At 33.1% G+C, this 21046-nt stretch carries 22 protein-coding genes and 2 pseudogenes; 3 read left to right on the top strand and 21 right to left on the bottom strand.

All coding sequences use genetic code 11. The features are described 5' to 3' along the window. Positions 1-86: 86 nt before the first annotated feature. From MKX66_RS05860 to MKX66_RS05835, 6 genes are all read right to left on the bottom strand, one after another. Entirely contained in the window at positions 87-1709 is a 1623-nt protein-coding gene (locus MKX66_RS05860; RefSeq protein ID WP_215589768.1) for a peptide ABC transporter substrate-binding protein, read from the bottom strand. Positions 1710-1729: 20 nt separating this feature from the next. Continuing rightward, a complete protein-coding gene (locus MKX66_RS05855) occupies positions 1730-2731 on the bottom strand; it encodes a C40 family peptidase (protein WP_215589769.1) in 1002 nt (333 codons plus the stop codon). Between the two features lie 39 nt (positions 2732-2770). After that, positions 2771-3832, bottom strand: coding sequence for a dipeptide epimerase (locus MKX66_RS05850; RefSeq protein WP_002032592.1), 1062 nt, complete (start codon positions 3830-3832; stop codon positions 2771-2773). A gap of 104 nt (positions 3833-3936) precedes the next feature. Then, a complete protein-coding gene (locus tag MKX66_RS05845) occupies positions 3937-4263 on the bottom strand; it encodes a DUF3870 domain-containing protein (RefSeq protein WP_002012954.1) in 327 nt (108 codons plus the stop codon). An 88-nt stretch (positions 4264-4351) separates the two neighbouring features. Further along, entirely contained in the window at positions 4352-4627 is a 276-nt protein-coding gene (locus MKX66_RS05840; protein WP_341085776.1) for a hypothetical protein, read from the bottom strand. After that, positions 4566-4922, bottom strand: coding sequence for an FtsB family cell division protein (locus tag MKX66_RS05835; RefSeq protein WP_002085024.1), 357 nt, complete (start codon positions 4920-4922; stop codon positions 4566-4568). Before MKX66_RS05835 ends, MKX66_RS05840 begins: the two co-directional genes overlap by 62 nt. Positions 4923-5210: 288 nt before the next feature. Here MKX66_RS05835 and MKX66_RS05830 point away from each other — a divergent pair, with 288 nt between their 5' ends. Then, entirely contained in the window at positions 5211-6137 is a 927-nt protein-coding gene (locus MKX66_RS05830; protein WP_002127781.1) for an aldo/keto reductase, read from the top strand. Between the two features lie 49 nt (positions 6138-6186). On the opposite strand, the gene MKX66_RS05825 is transcribed toward MKX66_RS05830, so the two are convergent. The 7 genes and pseudogenes from MKX66_RS05825 to MKX66_RS05795 all read right to left on the bottom strand — a co-directional run bounded on the left by MKX66_RS05825 (position 6187) and on the right by MKX66_RS05795 (position 10802). Then, the gene (locus MKX66_RS05825; RefSeq protein ID WP_033709175.1) at positions 6187-6783 is read right to left on the bottom strand and encodes a DJ-1/PfpI family protein; all 597 of its coding nucleotides are present in this window, start codon (positions 6781-6783) and stop codon (positions 6187-6189) included. After that, positions 6780-7271 (bottom strand): ankyrin repeat domain-containing protein, encoded by a 492-nt coding sequence (locus MKX66_RS05820; protein ID WP_326997341.1) that lies wholly within the window; start codon positions 7269-7271, stop codon positions 6780-6782. Before MKX66_RS05820 ends, MKX66_RS05825 begins: the two co-directional genes overlap by 4 nt. A 383-nt stretch (positions 7272-7654) precedes the next feature. Beyond that, positions 7655-7885: a hypothetical protein gene (locus MKX66_RS05815; RefSeq protein WP_000789035.1), complete on the bottom strand. Its 231-nt coding sequence runs from the start codon at positions 7883-7885 to the stop codon at positions 7655-7657. Positions 7886-8051: 166 nt separating this feature from the next. Next, a complete protein-coding gene (locus MKX66_RS05810; protein ID WP_341087614.1) occupies positions 8052-8528 on the bottom strand; it encodes an invasion protein in 477 nt (158 codons plus the stop codon). A gap of 430 nt (positions 8529-8958) precedes the next feature. Further along, positions 8959-9222: a hypothetical protein gene (locus tag MKX66_RS05805; RefSeq protein WP_002147285.1), complete on the bottom strand. Its 264-nt coding sequence runs from the start codon at positions 9220-9222 to the stop codon at positions 8959-8961. 142 nt (positions 9223-9364) lie between these two features. Next, positions 9365-9972, bottom strand: a pseudogene (locus MKX66_RS05800) (shikimate kinase). 71 nt (positions 9973-10043) lie between these two features. After that, positions 10044-10802, bottom strand: coding sequence for a class I SAM-dependent methyltransferase (locus MKX66_RS05795; protein ID WP_193653664.1), 759 nt, complete (start codon positions 10800-10802; stop codon positions 10044-10046). Positions 10803-11005: 203 nt separating this feature from the next. Here MKX66_RS05795 and MKX66_RS05790 point away from each other — a divergent pair. Beyond that, positions 11006-11283, top strand: a pseudogene (locus tag MKX66_RS05790) (hypothetical protein). Positions 11284-11361: 78 nt separating this feature from the next. Here the strand turns inward: MKX66_RS05790 and MKX66_RS05785 are convergent. The 3 genes from MKX66_RS05785 to MKX66_RS05775 form a co-directional block, all read right to left on the bottom strand. Continuing rightward, positions 11362-13158, bottom strand: a complete 1797-nt coding sequence (locus tag MKX66_RS05785; protein ID WP_002189888.1) for a Xaa-Pro dipeptidyl-peptidase — start codon at positions 13156-13158, stop codon at positions 11362-11364. A gap of 136 nt (positions 13159-13294) precedes the next feature. Continuing rightward, entirely contained in the window at positions 13295-14671 is a 1377-nt protein-coding gene (locus tag MKX66_RS05780; RefSeq protein WP_002189889.1) for a sensor histidine kinase, read from the bottom strand. Then, positions 14664-15311, bottom strand: coding sequence for a response regulator transcription factor (locus tag MKX66_RS05775; RefSeq protein WP_341085775.1), 648 nt, complete (start codon positions 15309-15311; stop codon positions 14664-14666). Before MKX66_RS05775 ends, MKX66_RS05780 begins: the two co-directional genes overlap by 8 nt. Before the next feature lie 121 nt (positions 15312-15432). Between MKX66_RS05775 and MKX66_RS05770 the strand changes: the two genes are divergently transcribed. Further along, positions 15433-15849, top strand: a complete 417-nt coding sequence (locus MKX66_RS05770) for a hypothetical protein (RefSeq protein ID WP_341085774.1) — start codon at positions 15433-15435, stop codon at positions 15847-15849. Between the two features lie 39 nt (positions 15850-15888). Here the strand turns inward: MKX66_RS05770 and MKX66_RS05765 are convergent, their stop codons facing one another. The 5 genes from MKX66_RS05765 to MKX66_RS05745 all read right to left on the bottom strand — a co-directional run bounded on the left by MKX66_RS05765 (position 15889) and on the right by MKX66_RS05745 (position 20982). Next, on the bottom strand, positions 15889-16302 hold the full coding sequence (locus MKX66_RS05765; protein ID WP_002192844.1) for a GNAT family N-acetyltransferase: 414 nt from the start codon (positions 16300-16302) through the stop codon (positions 15889-15891). A gap of 130 nt (positions 16303-16432) precedes the next feature. Next, positions 16433-17107 (bottom strand): HAD family hydrolase, encoded by a 675-nt coding sequence (locus tag MKX66_RS05760; protein ID WP_215589774.1) that lies wholly within the window; start codon positions 17105-17107, stop codon positions 16433-16435. 29 nt (positions 17108-17136) lie between these two features. After that, positions 17137-17838, bottom strand: a complete 702-nt coding sequence (locus MKX66_RS05755) for a 5'-methylthioadenosine/adenosylhomocysteine nucleosidase (RefSeq protein ID WP_341085773.1) — start codon at positions 17836-17838, stop codon at positions 17137-17139. A gap of 13 nt (positions 17839-17851) precedes the next feature. Next, complete coding sequence (locus tag MKX66_RS05750; protein ID WP_326997297.1) at positions 17852-19471, bottom strand: M3 family metallopeptidase; 1620 nt, start codon at positions 19469-19471, stop codon at positions 17852-17854. Between the two features lie 242 nt (positions 19472-19713). Beyond that, positions 19714-20982, bottom strand: a complete 1269-nt coding sequence (locus MKX66_RS05745; protein ID WP_341085772.1) for a helix-turn-helix domain-containing protein — start codon at positions 20980-20982, stop codon at positions 19714-19716. Positions 20983-21046 lie beyond the last annotated feature (64 nt).

The following is a 21046-nucleotide window of genomic DNA, read 5'->3' as shown; positions in this document are numbered from 1 at the left end:
AAAAAACTTATAAAATGTCTATAATTCATTTAAAGCTATAAGAAAAAACAGACTATCACATACGTGAAGTCTGTTTCTCCATCACTTTATTTTTGTACATCTGCCCATTTTAAACTTGTAGCTGGACCGAATTGATGTACATATAATTCTCTCACATATGGTTTTTGTAAGTAAGAAAGACCGCGCTGGAATACTGGTGCAATTACCGCATCATCAAGGAGCACTTTTTCCGCATCTTGTAGTGCTTTCCAACGAGCTTTTTCATCATTACCTAACTCTGTTTTAATCTTCTTAATTAAAGCGTCGTATTCTGGATTTGCATATCCTGTATTATTTACGGTACTTCCCGAAAGGAAAACTTCTAAGTATGTCATTGGATCTGGATAATCAGGTAACCAACGTGATAACGACATTTCGTATTCTTTTTTCTTCTCTAATGCTAGTTTTTGCGTATGTGGTTGTAATTTCACATTTACTTTTAGCCCTGGTAAGTTTTTCTCAAGCTGTTCTTTTATATATTCGCCTACTTTTTTAAAGTTCTCTAAGTCATAGTTTAATAGTTCTAACGTCACTTCATTTGTGCCTGTCTCTTGCTTTGCCTTTTCCCAATATTCTTTCGCCTGTTTTACATCAGTCTTATTAAACTCACCTGCCGTACTTCTAAAGTCTTTCTTGTCTGGCCCTTTTAAAAACCCTTTCGGCACGTAATAGTTCGCAGCTACGGAACCATCATTTAAAAATGAAGTTGCGAGCCCCTTCTTATCAAAAACTGTGCTTAATGCAAGACGGGCGTTTTTATTTTTAAGAATCGGTACATTTTCATTGAAACGGAAGAAATACATAACTGGATCTGTATATTGTTTCAGTTCTTTATTATTTTTATATTTATCTACGAATTCTGTAGAAATGACCGCTCTGTCTACTTTATCTGTTTCATATAAATTTACCGCAGTTGAAATTTCTTTAACAATTTGATAGTTTACCTCATCTAATTTCACTTCTTTTTTATCCCAATATTTATCGTTTTTCTTCATTGTAAAACTTGCTTCATGCTTCCACTCTGATAATGTAAATGGTCCATTATATATCGCTTTATTTGCTTCTAATCCGTATTTATCGCCTTGCTCTTTCGCAAACTTTTCATTAATTGGATAGAAAGACGGTAAAATAAGTAGTTTCGTAAAATACGGTACTGGATGTTCTAACTCAACAACGAACGTTTTATCATCTTTTGCTTTCACACCTAATTCTTCTAAGCCTAATTGTTTCTTATTTATCTTCTCCGCATTTTTCACATCGTACGCGATATATGCATATTGAGAGACTGTATCTGGATTAATAAGTTGCTTCCAAGCATATACGTAATCATGAGCTGTTACTGGATCACCGTTAGACCATTTTGCATCACGCAAGTGGAATGTATAAGTCTTTCCGTCTTTACTCACTTCATATTTCTGTGCCCCAGCCTCAATCACTTCATCATTTTTCGATAAACGGAATAACCCTTCCATTACGTTATTTAACACGTTAAACGATACCGCATCTGTTACTTTCCCTGAATTTAATGACGGAATTTCACCCGTTTCTAGTAGCTGTAATACTTTTTTCTCATCTTTCGGCTTTGTCGTTGTTTTTTCTTTTGCGCAGCCAACTAAGAATGAAGAAACTAATAGAGTACTAACTAATGAGTAACGAACAACTTTTTTCATTTGAAAACCCCCTCTATTTTTTAAGGTAAGTAACGACGAGCACCAGCGTATTCTTCTATATATCCTGGCGTATTTAGTGGTATAATCTCTACCGATCTTTCAGCTCTCGGTGAGTGAATCATATTTCCATCACCAATATACATGGCAACGTGATGAACACTACCTTTTCCTTGATTATGTGCAAAGAATATTAAATCGCCCTTTTGTAGGTTTTCTTTACCAACCGCAATTCCTGCTTTTGATTGTGGCCCAGAATCCCTCGGTATTGTAATGCCATGTGATTTATAAATCGTATGTGTAAATCCAGAGCAATCAAATCCGAATCCACTTGTACCAGCCCATATATACGGTAATCCTAAAAACATTTTTCCGGTGTTTATTAAGTCATCAGCGGTTGGAGTCGGAATATCATTTTGAGAATGGTAAACAGTTCCATCATTTTTCCGTAGCCACGCCTTCTGACCATTTGGCAACAATACGCGGTATGAGATCGTATCTTCACTTAATAGCGGTAAACGCGTATTATAACTGACTTCAAGCGATTTATGTTTTTCAGAAGGGTTAATATATACAATTGCTGTCGGTTTCGTTACTAATACAAAAGCTTCGTTTGTTTTATCTGCAAATTCCTGATTATACGTTAATTGTTTTTCGGGCATCCATCCCGGGTAACCTACTTCGTTTCTTGGTGTTGGCTGACCGTGGACTAACACTTTCACCCAGTCACCTTTCTTATCAACAACCGTTACTTCTTGACCGAGTAGCGCTTGCGTTTCTAATTTATTTGCACTCGTTAACCAAAGCTTCTCATCTAGCGTCATTGATTTCGTCCACTTCCATAAATCAACTGGATTTGTCGCACTCGGTGCATCAATTGGTCGTAATGAATCTGGTGCAGTCCATAACGTTGCAGCAGATACATCTATAAATGCTTTACTATCCTTCTTCTCTTCAGCATTCACCGAAGTAAACGATGAAAATATAAATAAAGTTGTTAAAAATGCAGTTCCTACTTTTTTCATATATATCCCCCTTATAAGATAGTTTACTAGGTACTACTTCTAAGATTGTATATTCACTATAGAATGTAGGTTTACCTTTGGACCAGTGTAAGTCATCCCTTCTGGCTCTTCTACTAACCATAACGGTGCATCAAGATCAAAGTAATGAATATTCGGATGTGCCGCAGCTAAATGGGCAACAGCGCTAACTGAAAGTGAAGGTTCCATCATACTTCCAACCATACATTTCACACCTGCTGCTTCCGCAATATCTGCAATTTTCCATGCTTCTCGTATGCCACCGCATTTCATTAATTTAATATTAAGTAGGTCTGCATATCCTCCTTGGACAATCTTTAATGCATCGCTTGCCGAAAACATACTTTCATCTGCCATAATAGGCGTTTGTACATTGTCCTTCACGTACTTTAATCCTTCCCAATCTTTCGCATGAACTGGTTGTTCTACAAATTCTATATTTAAATTTCTATTCTCCATTTCTCTAATAATAGAAACCGCTTCTTTCGGTTTCCATCCTTGATTTGCATCTAAACGTAACGTCGTATTCTTTGGTACTACATTTCGAATTGCCTCTATGCGTTCTAAATCTAAATGTGCCTCTTTACCCACCTTAATTTTTAATGTTTGGAATCCCTTTTCGATATGCTTTTTCGCTTCTTTTGCCATTAATAAAGGCTCATCCACACTTACTGTAATATCAGTATGAATCTCTTTCTTCCCACCTAACAATGCATACAACGGTATGTTGTGAAATCGACAATATACATCGTATAAAGCCATATCTACCGCCGCTTTCGCACTTGTATTTCCTATACAGCTCATTTGAATGTGTAACAATAACGTTTGAAATTGCAGCACATCTTTATCAACTAATACGGAGCGAATTGGCCCTAATATTGCTTCCTCAATCCCGTTGGCAAAATCACCTGTAATAACCGGTGTTGCTGCAGCAGCTCCTTTTCCAACAATCCCTTCATCTGTATGAATAAACACATCTATACTTTCGATTTCCGTTACAGTGCGAAGCGCAGTTTTAAACGGTGTATGAAGCTTTACATGTCGGCGGTTTACCTTCACATCGGTAATTTTCATTTTGTTCATCCTTTCATTGTTTATAGAGTGATACTTTAATATCCGGGTGGCTTTTCCGTTAATGCGAAACAAAAAAATCCAGCCATAAGAAGATTCTTACGGCTGGATTTTGTCTATGAATGGGTAGACAAAGCAGCGATCTGATTATATTTTTTCTGTGCATCCTTTAGCGCTACAAGTAGCGCCTTTTGAGACGAACCGAAGTACCGATTTTTTATTTCTGTTACTAATGCTGGGTCATTAATATTTTTATGTAGAAACAAATATTTAACAAATTGAGATGTTAATGCAATTGTGGCTGAGCAATCTGCATCTACAATTTCCCCTGTATCCTTCTCAAGTACAAATGCTACAAAATAACTTTTGAACTTTTCGGTAATGGGATTATTTTGAGGTGCTTTCGCATCCCCTACGACGTAAATTGTATTTGAAGCGTACACAGCTATCTTCCTTTCTTATACGAGGATAACGGTTTTCTTAACAGACGTATAAGCTGTTAACTCAACGTTGATTAAAAAATGTATCCGCTTACCTTGTATTATATACAATTGACAGAATTTTAACAATATTTATTTTGACATATATTCCATAATTATGAAAATCTCTTAAAACAATTAAAATTGGCTCAAACTTCTTATTTTTACAATATGTCATTGCTCCTTGTACCATGACATTCACACTACAAACAACTTTTCCCTCATACATCAAAAAACAGTTAGCTATCGCTAACTGTTCCACCACTTCACTTTGGCAATACGAATATTGTTTCGTTTGACTTAGAAAATTGATACTCTTTTCTAGCAAACTTTAAAATCTCTTCTTCATTATCGGTTAAATTCTCAATGTTAGTCTTTAAAGAACCTTGATCTTTCTTTAAAGAAACTAATTGTTTCTTTTGATTTGTTATTGTATTTTTTTTGCCATTAATTACTTCTTGTTGTTTCGTTAAAATATATTGAACGTACAAAGTAGTCGCAGCAATAAAAATGAACATGAAAATAAAACGCCTTAACTTCTTCTTATTTATAGTTCGCTTGTCGTTAGGCTGTGATAGTTGCTCTGGTATATTAGGAACATTGACTCTTTTGAGTTTCCTCATTTTCAAATCCCCCTAACCCATATTTTCTCACTACCATAGGCACGATCTCTTACTAACTTAAATTCTATTCTTATAAAATAACCTCCTTCACAAAAAAATCTCACAAATTAACCAATTAGAGATAGCGTTCGACGACATCTCTGTATTTAAAATGAGAATTTTTATTTATGCTGCTATAAAATAGTAGTTTATGTTATTCTTTTTCCCCAATTGTAGAAAACATTTTTACACATATAAATTCTAGTTTTGCATACCGATGTTATAACATGCTTACAAGGAGGAAAAATGATGCACTACCGTACATTAGGTAAAACTGGAATTACTGTTTCTGAAATTGGCTTTGGAGCGTGGGCGATTGGCGGCGATGAATGGGGTCCTGTTAACGACAAACAATCTATAACCGCTATGAAGAAAGCAATTGAATGTGGCGTAAACTTTATTGATACTGCTGATGTATACGGATTAGGACATAGTGAAAGGTTAGTAACTCAAGCGATAAGAGAGCACCGTAATAATATCGTTTTATCAACGAAAGGCGGTTTAATTGGGCATCACTATGATCCAAGTGGAGAGCCTGTTTATAATACTGCAGAAAAAGTGATCGCAGTATTTGAAACTAGCTTACTGCGCCTAGAAACAGATTATATTGATGTTTATTTCTGTCACATTTGGTGGGATAAACAAGAAGAAACAGAAGCATTTTTACGAGCATTTGAAATATTAAAACGGGACGGAAAAGTAAGAGCTGTTGGTGTTTCAACTCACGACATACAATATATAAAACACTTCAATAAAAACAATGAAATTGATGTTGTGCAACTTGATTACAACATATTAAACCGAAAACCAGAAAACGACATACTGCCCTACCTACAGGAGAACAATTTAGGAGCTGTTATACGCGGCCCTTTAAAAATGGGGATATTAACTGGAAAATTTACAAATAAAACAACTTTTCTTGACGGAGATTTACGCAAAGAATGGCCAAAAGAAAAGTGGTTTCAAGAAGATTTACAAAAAGTAGAGAAACTACGATTACTCTCAAATGAAAATCAAACCTTAGGGCAACTCGCACTTCGTTATGTCCTCACTCATCCAGCGGTATCGGTCGCAATTCCTGGCGCAAAAACAGAAAAACAAGCGAAAGAAAATGCAGACTCGTCTATCCGTCCGATTCTTACAGATGAGGAATTAGCGCATATTCAGTCAATATAAAACAAGACGAGCAGCTGGAAATATCCAACTGCTCGTCTTGTTTTACTTTTTAATATTGTAAATCAATATCATATTCCATCATCTTCGCTGTTTCTTCAGCAACCCGAGCACCCAACAAATTTCTCACAATGTGAAATGACATATCAATTCCAGCTGAAATTCCTCCAGACGTAATAATATGCCCCTCATCTACAAACTTTACATTCTCTAATACTTCCACATTCGGAAAATCATTTCTAAAACTTTCAATACTTGCCCAATGTGTTGTCGCTTTGAAGCCATCGAGTAATCCAGCTTTCGCAAGTAAAAGCGCACCCGTACAAACAGAAGTCATTAACTTTACTTCTTTCATTTGCTCGCGGATCCAATTTGTTATTATTTCATTTTTCATTTCGTTTTCTCTAACACCTAACCCACCAGGAATAATTAAAATATCAACTGGAGGCAAGTTTTCGATACTATAGTCCGGTTGTACCTTTAATCCATTTCTCGCTGTAACCATTTCTCCATCTTGACTAACAGTACGAACTGTAAATAGTTGACCTTCACTTGTTGCTGTAACGGAAAACACTTCAAATGGACCCGCAAAATCTAACACTTCCACTTCATTAAAAAGAAAAATCCCTACATTCCAGTGGCTAATCATAAGCTCACTTCCTCTTGCAAATGATGTAATAGGGATTCATACCCTTTTTCTAAAGCAATATCATATGCGATTTTCCCATCATTTTTCTTAATCATTTTATTAGCACCATTTTCAAGAAGTAATATAATGATTTCTTCATTTCCTAATAACGCCGCTTCATGAAGTCCTGTCCAGCCACCACTTTGCACAGCATTCACATCTGATCCCTTTTCAATTAAGAAAGCTACAAGCTCGCTTTGCTTATTCGCAATTGCTGCTTGAAGAGGTGTATTTTCATTTTCGTTTTTTGCTCTAATATGTATATCTGCACCCTGTTCTAAAAGGAAGCTTGCAATTTCTTTCTGTCCAAAATAAGCAGTTAAGTGAAGCGGTGTCCATCCATCTTCACTAAATGAGTTAACAACACTTGGATCCGTATTAATGATTTCTACTACCTTTTCTTTTTCCCCTCTTATGACTGCTTGTGATATTGATATGATTTGTTCCATAATGAACCTCCATGTATACAAATATTAAGTACCCCTTAATAAATTCCATTAATAATCACATGTTCCTTTCTAAATAATTAAGTTTACATAATAATATTATTTTTATAATTCGCTATCCTAATAAAAAAACAACCGACTCTAATGAGTAGGTTGTTTTTTAATTTCATTTTTATATTTGTTTAAAAAAATATCATTTTCACTTACAACTAATAAACATTAATAAAAATGAAATGAAATTATATATTTAGCAGCCATGAACTCTTTACATATCAAAACCGGCTATTTACTTAAATTAATAGTTTTTATCATTTGAAAATAAAAATGGAATTTATCCTTACATTTGAAAAATAAATATATAGCAAGAATCTATAGCAGTACTCTTATCATACTAATCTATAACAATTCTGCCTTCTTCCCTTACCTGTATCCTTTAAAACATAAGACTTTAAAACGAGTGCTGTTAGTGAATCTGTTAATGTTTTATATGATAAATTTGAAAGAGCTAATAGATCGTTCGTATATAACATTCTATGCTTCTCTAATAATAATAGTACTAATCGTTCTGACGGTTTTAATGTTTCATCACTTTCTAGTATAAAATCTATATTTTTCATATCCCTACTTCTTACTCCTTATATAAAAAAATGATTTTAGTAGTTATTTAATATAAAAATACTACATAACAAATTTGAAGATATATCGAAATAACATAACGCCCAAACACTTTTATACTATAACATAAAAAAGACATTTCCCCAAATTGAAAATGCCTTTTTATATCTACTTCTCTTTTTTATATAATTGATATGATTGTTCTAGCCCTTTATTATATTTCGTATTATTATCTGTCCATTCTCCCCCTAAGTTTCCTGGCCACCCTGATGTATTAGCAACATATTTAAGCAACTCCCAATCCTGCAGTCCTTTTTTCACACCACGTTCATACGATTTGACCATACTTGAAATTGCTATCGTTGTATTTATACGCGAATCCACTAAACTCTCTTCCGATAATTGCGCTGGTGCTAATCCACCACGATGTAATTGGAATAATCCGAAAGATGTTCCGTTATCTCCTATTGCTTTTCGGTTAAATTTTGTTTCATGATCCGCAATTGATAATGGTATCCAATCTGGAATATCATACCTCTTTGCAACTTCACTAATTACTTGTTTATTATTTTTAATCTCTTTCTGCTTTTCATAGTTAATATAAATTACATAACTTAAAGTAACTAACGTAAATAATATGAATATATATTATAGTGCCTTTTTCATCATTTCATCTCCTGCTTTGTATATGTTTCACTTTCTATATACACTATAAGACTTTTATGTGACATTCATTTGACAAAATGATATTAATTATACATAAGCTGTTCCAGTTTTAACTATCAATCTAAAAACTACAATTCTTCTAAAAGACTCCTTCAACACATAAAAACAATCAGCCTTTCATGTATAGTACATGAAAGGCTGATTGTTTTTCACTACACTTTTTTATGTATACAGTATATCCCTGCTATAATAAAACAAAAAAGACCTTTATACGTTAAAGATCTTTTTCATCTTATTTTTGTTACAAAAAACGCCAGAATCTAAAAAAACTTACTTTATGATTTGTATTTTTATATATAAATTAAAGGTTATAAGACTACCAGCATCTTCTCGATTAACATTTTTCACATTAAATGTTTCTTGCAATATGCGGTTTGCTGTAATGACTCGTCCCACCGCCACCTACTACTACTTTACCACCTTTTTCGAAGATTAATAATTTACTTGAACCATCTGAAAGTAAAACTATTACTTCAGCATGATCACTTGTCGCTACATAGATTACATAACCACTTTTTGAAATACAAGTTTCCCAATGCTTATCAAATTCTGATCTTACAACTCGATTAGAATACACTTGATTTTCAATTCTTCCTTGTTCTTCGTTTTCCAAGTTTATTCCTCCCACTTCTCTAAAGTGTCATTTATAGTAAAATAACAGCCCATTTAAAATAGTGACTGACTTTAACATAAATAGTATATGTAGTTAGTAGGAGAATGCTTGGACAATGAAAACGTAACAGCATTTAAGTATTTTACAATCGGAATTTTCCCTTAATCATTACAGCTACTTCTTTAGCACTCAAATGAGTATTATTAATTTTTATGTACTCTTCTTTTTCAATTTCATCATGAAATGAATTTAATCTATGTTTTTTCATCGTTTCTTTTAAATTTTTTTCAGACCATTCAATGTCTCTTTTTTTCAGTTTATGCTCTAGTCTATGTGGACTTTTATTTCGCTCTAATCTTTCATCTATTTCTGCCTCGAGCTCTACAAAATATACTGCTGCGCCTTTTGATTCAAAAATACTTACTACATGGTTTATATAATCCCAATCCGATTGAAGGTCAAATGCCCATACATATGTAAAAATCATTCCGTATAAATCACTTTTAGACACTTCTTCAAACAGTTCATTACGAAACAAACTTACTAACCGTTGTGCTTCCGCTTTGTACTGTAATCAAAAAACGAGCTAACAAAATCAATCGTCATATGATTATGAAATAGCTTTAAATCAGTTATTTTTTCTAACTCATGCCCGACCGTCATTTTCCCGACTGCTTGCGGGCCAAATATTAAGATGAATTTCCATTTGTTTGCCTCCGATTTTTCTCTATAAACAATGAAATAAAACATATCCTAAAATTGAAAATAAGGCAGTCGATGTTGTGTCGATTGCCTTATTTTCATGAATAGTTCCTATATTATTACTTTCGTACAGCTTCAAAAGTAATAATTTGTTCTGCATTTGACGGTTGCTTTTCATAAACATAGTCAGCAGAGCAAGTAATGTCAGTGAAACCTATACTTTCTAAAAGGAGCTTAAACTCTTCTATTCCATACCACCGCATTGCAAAACGTTGTAGTTCAGTTTGTACTAACTGTCCTTTACTCCATTTTTCATATTTTAAATATGATACAGTTACTTGGTTAAGCCAATCTATTTCAATTGATTTATTTTCTAATGTAATTCCGTCCCCGCTTGGCAGAGAAAAAGTCGATGTATGAATCTCACCCGTCTTCCAGTCATATGGAAGCGCAAGATCTACAATTAAACGCCCGCCTAGATTAAGATGTCGATAAAAACATTTCAGAGCATTTATAGAATCATCACGATTTTCAATTAAACAAAAGGATCCAGTAGGAATTATTATCGCTTCATATTTATGTGGCAGTGAAAATTGTTGTAAGCTTCCTTCATATAAATTAGGATGCAAGCCTCTCTCTTTACACCGCATACGGCAAGAGTCTAGCATTTCAGGCGAATAATCTATCCCATCAACTTTAAAGCCAGCTTCAAGAAATGGAATAATGACACGTCCCGATCCTACTGCTGCTTCGAGAATTCTCCCTTTACAACTTTTTAAACGATCTTGATAATATTCAATATCACCATTCAAAGAGTAACCGACAGGTTTTGTGAAATCATATAATTCCGTACAAAGTGTACTATAATAACTAAACATTTATTTTCTCCTCCGTTTTATGTGTACGGAAGATTCTAATTTACTTAATCTTTCCGTACCTCAAATTTTAATGAGAATTCGAAAGAGCTGACTGTCATAATATATCACTCGCTTTCTATAGAATATAATCATATTGTATAATATTCCCTTCAAAATGAACATATAGAAACCAAAATTCAGACTTATACTGAAAGGAGGATATGATGAATTCATTAATTGGATTTCTTTTTCTTCTTATCGCTATTAATGTTCTAATTTTCTTTATAGCAAAGCAGTGTAAACGAATATGGAAAATAGCCAGTGGTATTTTCATTCTTTCTTCTCCCATTTTCTTCTTTGCCACTTTGCACGTAATTGGAGAAAAAGTAGGAGATGATTAGCTGGAGGTTTTGCCGCTTTTATCTTTAGTGGCCTTTTAATCATTAATGCAATTTTTTTATTTGTTGTAAATATTATTATATCTACCAATAGAAATGCATAATACACTCCCTATGTTTGTAGGCATTTCTATTTCAAAATTTAAAGAGCTTACTATAGTAAGCTCTTTATCAAAAACTATTTATTTCACAATCGGCAATGTCACTTCACTCAATTTCACCGTTAGCTTCGTTCCTGCTTTCGGTCTAATTGTATAATCGTAATCACTTGCGATTAAAACGACCCCCATTTGATGCCCAGCTTTAAATACATAATCATCTGGCTGCATGTCCCATGTAAATGTGTAATCTTTACCAGGTTGAATCGCTGTTGAATTTTCTATACTATTTAAGTTTTGCGGATCCATCCAACCTCTCGTTACAATTTCAGGCCTCGCTCCGCCATAATCAACAAGTAAAGCTGTTAAATTTGAAACAGATCGATCAATATTTCCTGTTATTGAAATTTTAGGCGTACCACTTATTCGCATATCTTTTTGCAGTACAGGCATTGTATATACTAATCGATTCGCTATTTCTAACTCAGGGTTTTCTACTAGTTGATTTGACTTTATTTTAGCATCATCTACTAATGAGAAAACATTGTTTACTGATCCCATACTTAATGGTAGATTGACTGCTTTATTACTTAAATACATACGGACTTTTGATGGTACAGCTGCTGGATCTGGCCAATTTTTTATTTTTTGCCACGATTTATTTTCACGTTGTACATCTACCATCGGTTCATCCATAATTCCATTTTCAATTCCATATAGCCAATAATCGAACCATTTATTTTGGGTTTGTTGCCAGTTATTACTTGATGTTCCACCATGTCCACCTTGATGTAACCACATTTTACGAGGAACATTATTTTTGCCAAGAGCTTCCCACCACTGTGCGAACTGCTTCGTTTTTACATTCCAATCATTTAAACCGTGAACAACAAACACACTAGCCTTCACATTCTTAACATCTTTTACATAGTTACGTTTATCCCAAAAATCGTTATAATCGCCTGTTTTACGATCTTGTCCAGCTGTTAGTTCTTTAATAATTTGCCCGCAAACTTCAGGGTTCTTTCTTGTTAGTACTGCTTCTGCCATATTATCTGTATCTTCTCCCTGATATCCACCTGGCGCAATAACCGCCCCATTTGCACGATAATAATCATACCAGCTACTAATCGCTGCGATTGGAATAATTGTTTTTAACCCTTCCACTCCTGTCGTTGCGACAGCATTCGGTAACGTACCATTGTAAGAAACTCCTGTCATTCCTACATTTCCCGAAGACCAATTTGCATTTACTTCCTTACCATCCTCTGTATATGCTTTCGCACGCCCATTTACCCAATCAATGACAGACTTCGTCCCTAGTATTTCTTGTTCATCTCCAGTTGTCGGACATCCATCTGATTTTCCAGTTCCGATACTTTCGCCTAAAATGACTGCATATCCTCTCGGAACATAATAATTACCATACGACCCAAGATTAACTGCCCCATACGGTTTTCCTTCATACGCATACAATTCTTCATCAACATTATAAACAGGAACATCTTTTAATCCTGATCGATATGGACTCATTTCATAAATAACGGGGACTTTCACATCTGAGTTCGTCTTTGGACGCATAACCTTTACTGATACACGATCTTTTTTACCATCACGATCACTATCAACTTCTGTCTCTACAAATAGATTTTCTACGATGGCTTCATCAAGTGAATAGATTGGCTTCGTCATCCCATTTTCTAATTCAATTTTCGTATTTGACATTAAACCCTCTGAAATTTGACCATTTAACATAACATTTTTGTCTTTTACGGAGCTCCCTTCATTTTCTTCTGCATGTGCAGTCATACTAGAAACTCCTGAAGTAATTGTTAAAGATAATATAGTCGATAGTGTAATTGCTATTTTCTTTTTTTTCATGCCCTTCCCTCCCCATATATTCCTTCTTTTACTATACATTAAAAATGCAGAAAATTCAGTTTATATTTCGTAGAAAGTTGAGAAATTTGTAAAACATTCGAATCTTTCAAGATAATAGAAAAGGAACTAATAACAATTAGTTCCTTTCTATATACATATAAAATTGTATTTCTCCATCTTCTACCGAAACTCCGTATTCAAAACCATGTCTTTCTAATATACTTTTTACAATCGCTAATCCTAATCCAGTACCTGATTTTTCTTTACTGCGAGAAGACTCTAATACGTAAAAAGGCTCCCAAATTTTATCTATCTCTTTAATTCCCTCAGCAGCAATACCATTTTGAATTTGAAAATACACAATGCCATTTTTCTCTTCTAATATGATTTTTATATTTTGATTCGTTGTATATTTTATCGCATTAGAAATTAAATTTTGAAAGACCATTCTCATTTTATTTAAATCAGCATAAACAATCGTGTCACCAACACTATAGTTCACTTGCAACTTGAGTTCTTTCGACTCCAGTTCAATCTTATGCTTATCTATTATACTTTGTACTAGTGGTTCAATAGGGAATTCTTCTTTTTGTAAAATATCTCTTTCTAGTTTAGAAAATCGCAATAACTCTTCAATTAAATTTGAAATTTGATCTGTTTGTTTAATGATTGTATCAACATATGTGCCATCATCTAAACCGTCTTTTATTCCCATAGAATATGCTTTTACTAATGCGATTGGTGTTTTTAATTCATGAGTTACATCGCCCATAAATCGTTTTAAGTGGTCATTTCGATCTGTTAAATCTTGATGTGCTTCATGTAATTTATCACTCATAATGTTTATACTATTTGCTAAATCACCTATTTCATCATTCGTTTTAACTTTCGTCCGTTTAAATTTCAGACGTGAAATATCTTCTGCGACATCACTCAATTCATTCAGTGGTGTAGTGATTGTTTTTGAAAAAATCCAGACGAGCACGATAATAAGAAATAGTGAGAATCCCAAAATGTATAAATAAAATGAGTTAAGCGTTTTAATTACTTCATTTGAATGTGCGATAGAAACTCCTACTAAAATCAACATATCATCTTTCGCAATGTATTTCGCAAAAAAACTAGATTTTATCTTTTCTTGATCATATATTTTATTCGATTGTCCGAGGTTCTTCACTTTCGTAATTTCTTCTTTTGTAATCCAAAGTTTATTCAATGCAACTCTCTTTTTTGTAAGTTGCATGCGTAATTCTTCATTAATAGCATCTTCTGAACTATTTATTGATGTGTACGCAATCGTAACATTACCTTCATTTTCAATACGATTTATAGCATCATCTAGTTCTTTACGCGGTATTGACTGGATTTGCGCTGTAATGCCTTCTAAGCTTTCGCGTGTTTTGTGCACATTATATTTTGGTAAAAAATAGTTAATTAATAATAAAGAGATGGAAAAAATAAGGATGACTGTTAAAGAGATGCTGAAAAACAACTTTTTACCGAGTTTATTCACACTCTTCCTCCAAACTGTATCCTAAACCGCGATGTGTCTTTATAATATTTTCTCCTATTTTTTTACGCAACCTTCTTACATGCGTATCAACCGTTCGCTCTTCCCCAAAATAATCAAATCCCCAAACGATATCTAACAACTTTTTCCGCGTTAAAATCGTGCCTTTATGATTTAAAAAACATTTTATTAATTGTAATTCTGTCTTTGTAATATCTAATTCTTTCTCGTTTTTATATACTTTATTTTTGGTGAAATCTATTTTTAAATCTTGAACTTGAATAACATCTTCATGCTGTACAAGCTTTTTCGCTCGCGTAATTAGCACTCCTGGGTGAAATGGTTTTTTCACATACTCATCTGCCCCGGTTTGAAGAGCTGCTAATTCATCTTCACTTTCACTTTTCGCAGTAAGCATTAATACTTTTACACTCGAATTCTTTTTTATTTCCTGACAGACAGTAATACCACTACTTTTCGGCATCATCCAGTCTAAAATAGCTAAGTCAATTTTCTCATCATAAAATATTTTAAGTGCTTCCTCTCCATCCTTTGCTAATAAAACTTCGAAGCCTTCTTTTTCAAAATACGCTTTTAAAATTTTCAGCATATCCTGTTCATCATCCGCAATTAATACTTTCATTACATTTCCTCCATTACTTATAAACAAATATCAATTTTATCATACAACTTCTTTGTTACATCAATGTGACATAAAAATATTTACAACGTTTGAGGGTATAGTAAGTGTGAGGTGTTGTTTCATGTTCAAAAAAATAGGAGTCATTACTCTTCTCTTCTTTTTATTATCAACAAATGCGTTCGCAAATACAAATAAACAAATTGAAGTATTTGATTGTAAAAAAGAAATGGTCGTTCAAAAACAATCTTTAGATCCAGCTATTCAAAAAGAAGCTGTTCAATATGCTAAATCCATTACTGGCCCGTTCAAAAACTTAAACGTCGTTCCAAAAGATGGTCATATGATAAAAATCCCTTTATCTAAACCAGTTTCTATTACAAATCAATGGTTACATACAACAATTGATGAGGTACTTATTCTTCTCCCGCTTAATGAAAAACCTTATATTATGCTTTACGATGATGAGAATAATCCCCATTTTTATTATGTAAAAGGTAATCCGAAGGGTTTATTGAAACGAATGAATGTTAAGATGTAATTGCATAAGAAAGGTTCCATACTTGAGTATAGAACCTTTCTACAATCTTATCAGGTGACTTGAACCTTTATAATTTCCGATTTTTACAAATCCATTTGCGCTATAAAACTCTTCACCTTGCTTTGTATCCGAATGTAGAACAACAACGTGAAAATACTTTTCCGCATGTCTTAATAGTTTCTTTAATAACAACTTCCCTAATCCGATGCGCCGATAATCCTTTGAAATATAAAATCTCCTCAATCGGCCAATCTTATTATCTTTCGTATACGGATCTTGATTTAATCCCCCGATTCCAATTAACGTATCACCTCGAAAAATGCCATATAAACATTCGCCCGTTTTACTAAATGTATTTCTTTTACTTTCATATTCATTTATTAGTTTTATTAAGAAATTAAATCCTTCTTCTTTACTTTCCTGGACAAGGTGATTGACCTCATATTTTAGCAAATCTCCAATTCGTTTTATTTGTATATTTTCCAGCTTACTCCCCCACTTTCTCTATCCAAATGTATCTTTTTAAAAAATAAAAATGCCCAAGAATATATTATCCTGAGCATTCATTTGAATGTGAACTTATTCATTTTGTTATGTACGTATTCTTCAATTCTGGTAATATCCCCTTCAGTTCCATTAAATCATCAATTACTAAATCAGCATGAGCAAGCTCATCTTCTTGTGCAAAATCAAAATTACATCCAATCGCAATTAAACCATTATCTTTTGCCGCATTAATATCCGATAAACGATCCCCAACTACCGCTGCCTCTTGTATATCATACTTCTTCAAAATACCTTTAACTAAGTCACCTTTATTTAGCGAGTGTATTTGTTCAATACTGAATATTTCCGTAACCCATTGGTCTAAACCATAATAAGATACGATTGCCTGTAAATATTCCGTTAAACCATTACTAGCAATGTAAATGGAACAGTTATTTTCTTTTATAAAACTAAAAATTCCCTTTACATTCGGATATAAAGCACCATTTCCGTTCTTTATATTTTCAATTAGTCTTTCTAAAAAATATGCATCTGTTTGTTCCCTTACTTCATTAGAATGATTAGGTAATAAAGCTTCCCAAACTTTAGGTAAAGGTACACCCATAATTTCACGATATTTATCAATTGGTGTTATCGTATTCCATAATTGTAGTGACCGTAAATGATCAAATGTATCATCTAGTGATAACTCTAAAATTTTATCTGTTTGAAATAAAGTTCCATCCATATCGAAAATTAGTGCTTGTAACATGATATTCTCTCCCATTCTTTACTTATGAACTACAATACAGCTTTACTCGAAATATTTTTAAGCATCTCAACAATAATTTCTGAACAATAATTCGCTGCAGTTTTCGCGAAATCATCATATGAAACTTGCGCTGAATCATCTGCACTGTCAGAAATGCATCTCAAAACGAGAAACGGTATGTCATTTATATAAGCAACATGTCCAATTGCTGCTCCTTCCATTTCTGTACAATGAGGTGTATATTCAGTGACTAATTGCTCCTTTAATTTTGAATCCTCGACGAAGCATTCTCCGCTGACGATTCTTCCTTCATGAACAGTAATATTTAAACTACTACTATTAACAGCTTTTCGGGCTAAATCTCTTAATTCCTCGCTTGCATGAAACGCTTCTTGAAACGGAAATAGATTCTTCATTTGATTTTTATTAACATCATGATGCGTAACATTTGTAGAAATAACTAGATCGCCAATTTTCACATCCGGATGTAATCCACCCGCAACACCTGTATTAATGATAGAATTCACATCAAATTTATTAATTAAAATTTGTGTACATACGGCGGCATTTACCTTTCCTACACCACATCGCGTAATAATAATTTCTGTATCCATGAAGTTTCCTTTATAAAAAGGTATTCCCGCAATAGTATGTTCCTCTTTAATAAGTAGTTTTTCTAATAGTAAGTCTATTTCTATTTGCATTGCTCCGATAATACCAATTCTGTTCATATATGTAGTCTCCTTAATTAATTTGCAAATATTCATCAATATCTTTATGAATTTGCATAAAAGCTTTATTCCAAAATTCATACTCTGTTAGATCAATATCAAAATGTTTTTTCATCAATTCTTCAACTGGGGCCTTTCCTGTTTCTCGTAAAAACTCTTTATACCTCAAATGAAATGCATTTTTATTTTCCTTTGCTATTTCGATTAAACTAAAACTCGCTAAATACCCAAATGTGTATGGATAATTGTAAAAAGGAACGTCTGCTATATAAAACTGAACGTATTTCATCCAAACAAACGGCTGATATTCTGTTAGTGCATTCCCGTATGCCTTTTCTTGCGCGGCTATAGATAATTTCTCAATTTCATCAGCACTTAAAGGACCTTCCTTGCATTCTTCATAAAACTTCTTCTCAAACTGAAACGATGCACGAATTGCCATAACATAATTAAAACTATTTCTTATTTTCCAGCTAAGCAATGACTTTTTCATTTCTACACAATCTGTTGTTTGAATTAAATAATTCATGATTACCGTTTCAAAGAAAATAGACGCTGATTCAGCTGTACTCATTGACAGATAATCATCTAAAAATGAAGTAGATTGTTCAAGACTCATAACATAAAAATGCCAAGCGTGTCCCAGTTCATGAGCAAGTACTCTTACACTATCAATTGTTCCATCATAACGAAGCGAAATGCGAGATTCTTTTTCACTGAAAAAAGGAGCACAAAATCCACCCGGCGGTTTATTATCTCTCGGTTCAGCATCGATCCAGCCATTCGCTATTGCATTCTGTGCGAACTGTGCCAATTCTTCATCTATATTTTTTAGTGCATCATATATGTTTTTTACTGCTACTGAAAAAGGAATAACAGTCTCATTACTTTCTTTCCATGTCATTAGCTCGTACCATGTAATTGAATTCTTTCCTTTTTTATAACCGTTTAACGCAATTACTAGCTTCGTAAGATTTTGTTCCGTTGCATTCCACATTTGGGATAATGCAGTTTCAGAGATGCCATTTGCTTGTAGTGATTGTTTTAAAATCTCTGTCCCTTCCATTTCATCACTTTTAGCATGACGTAATCTTCCTATTTGATTCAATACAGTAGCAAAGATATCTTTTTCCTTATTCAAAGCATTTGTAAGAGAATCAAATACTATTAATCTTTCATTATGATCATCACTATTCATCGCAACGTAATTTGCTTGTCCAAATGATAAATTCTCTTTATCGTGTATTACTTCTATTTTATTTCTTAATTGTGTATACATATCTTCCCAAGCTTTTAATTCATTTTCTATTAGTTTAATACTTGAATGATTTGTATTAACACTTTGTCCCTTACTAGATTCTATTAATAGTTGAACTTCTTTCTTTAATTGATTTACTTTTACACTTAGTAAAGTATTTTCAGGATACTTCTCATCTTCAGCAGCACGGCAATATAAGTAATACTCTGCTTTTTCGATAGCCTGTATAAGTTGTGAAAGGATTACTGAGTCTTTTGTTGCTTTATATTCAATTTTTAATCTTTCTATCGTTTCTATAGAAAACGTGAAGTTTTGTTCTTGAGGATATAGCCTGTCCAAATCCCATTGAGATTGGGCTTGTATTATTTTATTCATTTTGCACCCTTCTTTTTTTACAAATAGTTACAAAAACCTACTCTTTTCACTATTATATACGAACTATCAAAATTTTAATATCTTGAAATGTTCAAACTTATATGAATGTAATTTGATATTTCATTTTCTATTTCTTCCTATACGAAATTCATATTTTGTGATTCCTTCCCATACAGAACCATTAATGCGTGGGAACCTCTTTTAATTAATAATCTGAGAAAACATATTACAGAAAACCTGTTTTAATCCATTTTATTTTCAGCTGAAATTTTAAAGTACTTCGCAGATAATTTATAAGAGCGATTCTCATTATAAAAGTTACCTAATTCATAGGATAATTCAGCAACTAAGCGATGTTGCTTTTTTTCTACTCCCACGTCAATTGCTTTTTGTATATTTTTCTCATATTCATAATAATCTCCACGTATTTTGAATATTTTAGCTTTCAAACCATATAGTTGGACATGTGCAATTGGTACATCATAAACCGATAAAAAATGAAATGCTTCATTCATAACTTTATTAACATTTTTCCAATCTTTAAGTTCTATGTACACCTCTATCATGTTTCGTAATGCATATACCTTTTGATGTTTCTCCGATAAAAATTCACTCAATTTCAAAGTTTCTTTATAGTATTTAATAGCATTCTTATAGTCTTTCAAACCTTGATAAATTTTTCCATAATCATAAGAAATTATAGGTAAATACATAGAATCACCATTTGTAGCCACACTATTTTCTACTTGCTGTAAGATTTCAAGCGCTTTTTCATATAACTCATCCAAAATATACAGTACTGCTAGCATTACAAGTGTATTTATTACATTCTTCTCCATACCATTTTTGCTGTATATGTTGTAAGCTTTTAGGGCATACAAACGACTAATACTTTTATCTTTATAAAGCACCTTATATACAAGACATAAATTATAGTATATATGAGCATGTTGTTCAGTTTCTTCTACACCAAGTAAACTCTCAGCCTGTACATAAATATCATGCGCAGCAATGTAGTCTTGTTTATTATAAAAATAATAACCTCGAGATTTTAAATAATAAATAGAATCTTCAGGATCTTGCATTTCGACCTGACTTGGTATCATTTGCGAAGCTTGATCTACAAGCGACTTCACATATAACAAGTTTTTTTGTCGGGCATGATAGTATATAAGTACACCATATACCTTTAATAATAAAGGGATTGAATCCACTTCACGAACGTATAATTCTAACAAAGATAATTCAGCTTCAGTTATAATTTTATCTTTTTTATATTTATTACATATTTCAAGAATAGTAAGCTTTATCTCCTCGTAATTGCCATCTATGAGAAAATCGCAATCAACACCCAGCTTCTTAGAAACTTGTTTTAAAAAAGAAGATGATGGTTTGATTTTCCCACTCTCAATTCTACTTAAATAGGTTACTGAGCATATTTCTGATACGAGCTCCCCCTGTGTCAATCCTTTATGCATACGAACTTGCCGAATACGTTCCCCTATTTCCATCTTTTTCTCTCCCTAATTAACCATTTCATGCTTTTTACTGATTAAGTCATTATGTATCTACATA

This window comes from Bacillus sp. FSL R9-9530, from assembly GCF_038008145.1.
Taxonomy (GTDB): domain Bacteria; phylum Bacillota; class Bacilli; order Bacillales; family Bacillaceae_G; genus Bacillus_A; species Bacillus_A mycoides.
The sequence above is the reverse complement of the archived record's forward strand: the minus strand, read 5'-3'. Positions and strand labels throughout refer to the sequence as shown.

Coding starts and splice junctions, on each gene's coding strand:
- MKX66_RS05860 (WP_215589768.1), bottom strand. CDS start 1,709: ATGAAAAAAGTTGTTCGTTACTCATTAGTTAGTACTCTATTAGTTTCT.
- MKX66_RS05855 (WP_215589769.1), bottom strand. CDS start 2,731: ATGAAAAAAGTAGGAACTGCATTTTTAACAACTTTATTTATATTTTCA.
- MKX66_RS05850 (WP_002032592.1), bottom strand. CDS start 3,832: ATGAACAAAATGAAAATTACCGATGTGAAGGTAAACCGCCGACATGTA.
- MKX66_RS05835 (WP_002085024.1), bottom strand. CDS start 4,922: ATGAGGAAACTCAAAAGAGTCAATGTTCCTAATATACCAGAGCAACTA.
- MKX66_RS05830 (WP_002127781.1), top strand. CDS start 5,211: ATGCACTACCGTACATTAGGTAAAACTGGAATTACTGTTTCTGAAATT.
- MKX66_RS05825 (WP_033709175.1), bottom strand. CDS start 6,783: ATGATTAGCCACTGGAATGTAGGGATTTTTCTTTTTAATGAAGTGGAA.
- MKX66_RS05820 (WP_326997341.1), bottom strand. CDS start 7,271: ATGGAACAAATCATATCAATATCACAAGCAGTCATAAGAGGGGAAAAA.
- MKX66_RS05815 (WP_000789035.1), bottom strand. CDS start 7,885: ATGAAAAATATAGATTTTATACTAGAAAGTGATGAAACATTAAAACCG.
- MKX66_RS05795 (WP_193653664.1), bottom strand. CDS start 10,802: ATGTTTAGTTATTATAGTACACTTTGTACGGAATTATATGATTTCACA.
- MKX66_RS05785 (WP_002189888.1), bottom strand. CDS start 13,158: ATGAAAAAAAAGAAAATAGCAATTACACTATCGACTATATTATCTTTA.
- MKX66_RS05775 (WP_341085775.1), bottom strand. CDS start 15,311: ATGAAAGTATTAATTGCGGATGATGAACAGGATATGCTGAAAATTTTA.
- MKX66_RS05770 (WP_341085774.1), top strand. CDS start 15,433: ATGTTCAAAAAAATAGGAGTCATTACTCTTCTCTTCTTTTTATTATCA.
- MKX66_RS05760 (WP_215589774.1), bottom strand. CDS start 17,107: ATGTTACAAGCACTAATTTTCGATATGGATGGAACTTTATTTCAAACA.
- MKX66_RS05755 (WP_341085773.1), bottom strand. CDS start 17,838: ATGAACAGAATTGGTATTATCGGAGCAATGCAAATAGAAATAGACTTA.
- MKX66_RS05750 (WP_326997297.1), bottom strand. CDS start 19,471: ATGAATAAAATAATACAAGCCCAATCTCAATGGGATTTGGACAGGCTA.
- MKX66_RS05745 (WP_341085772.1), bottom strand. CDS start 20,982: ATGGAAATAGGGGAACGTATTCGGCAAGTTCGTATGCATAAAGGATTG.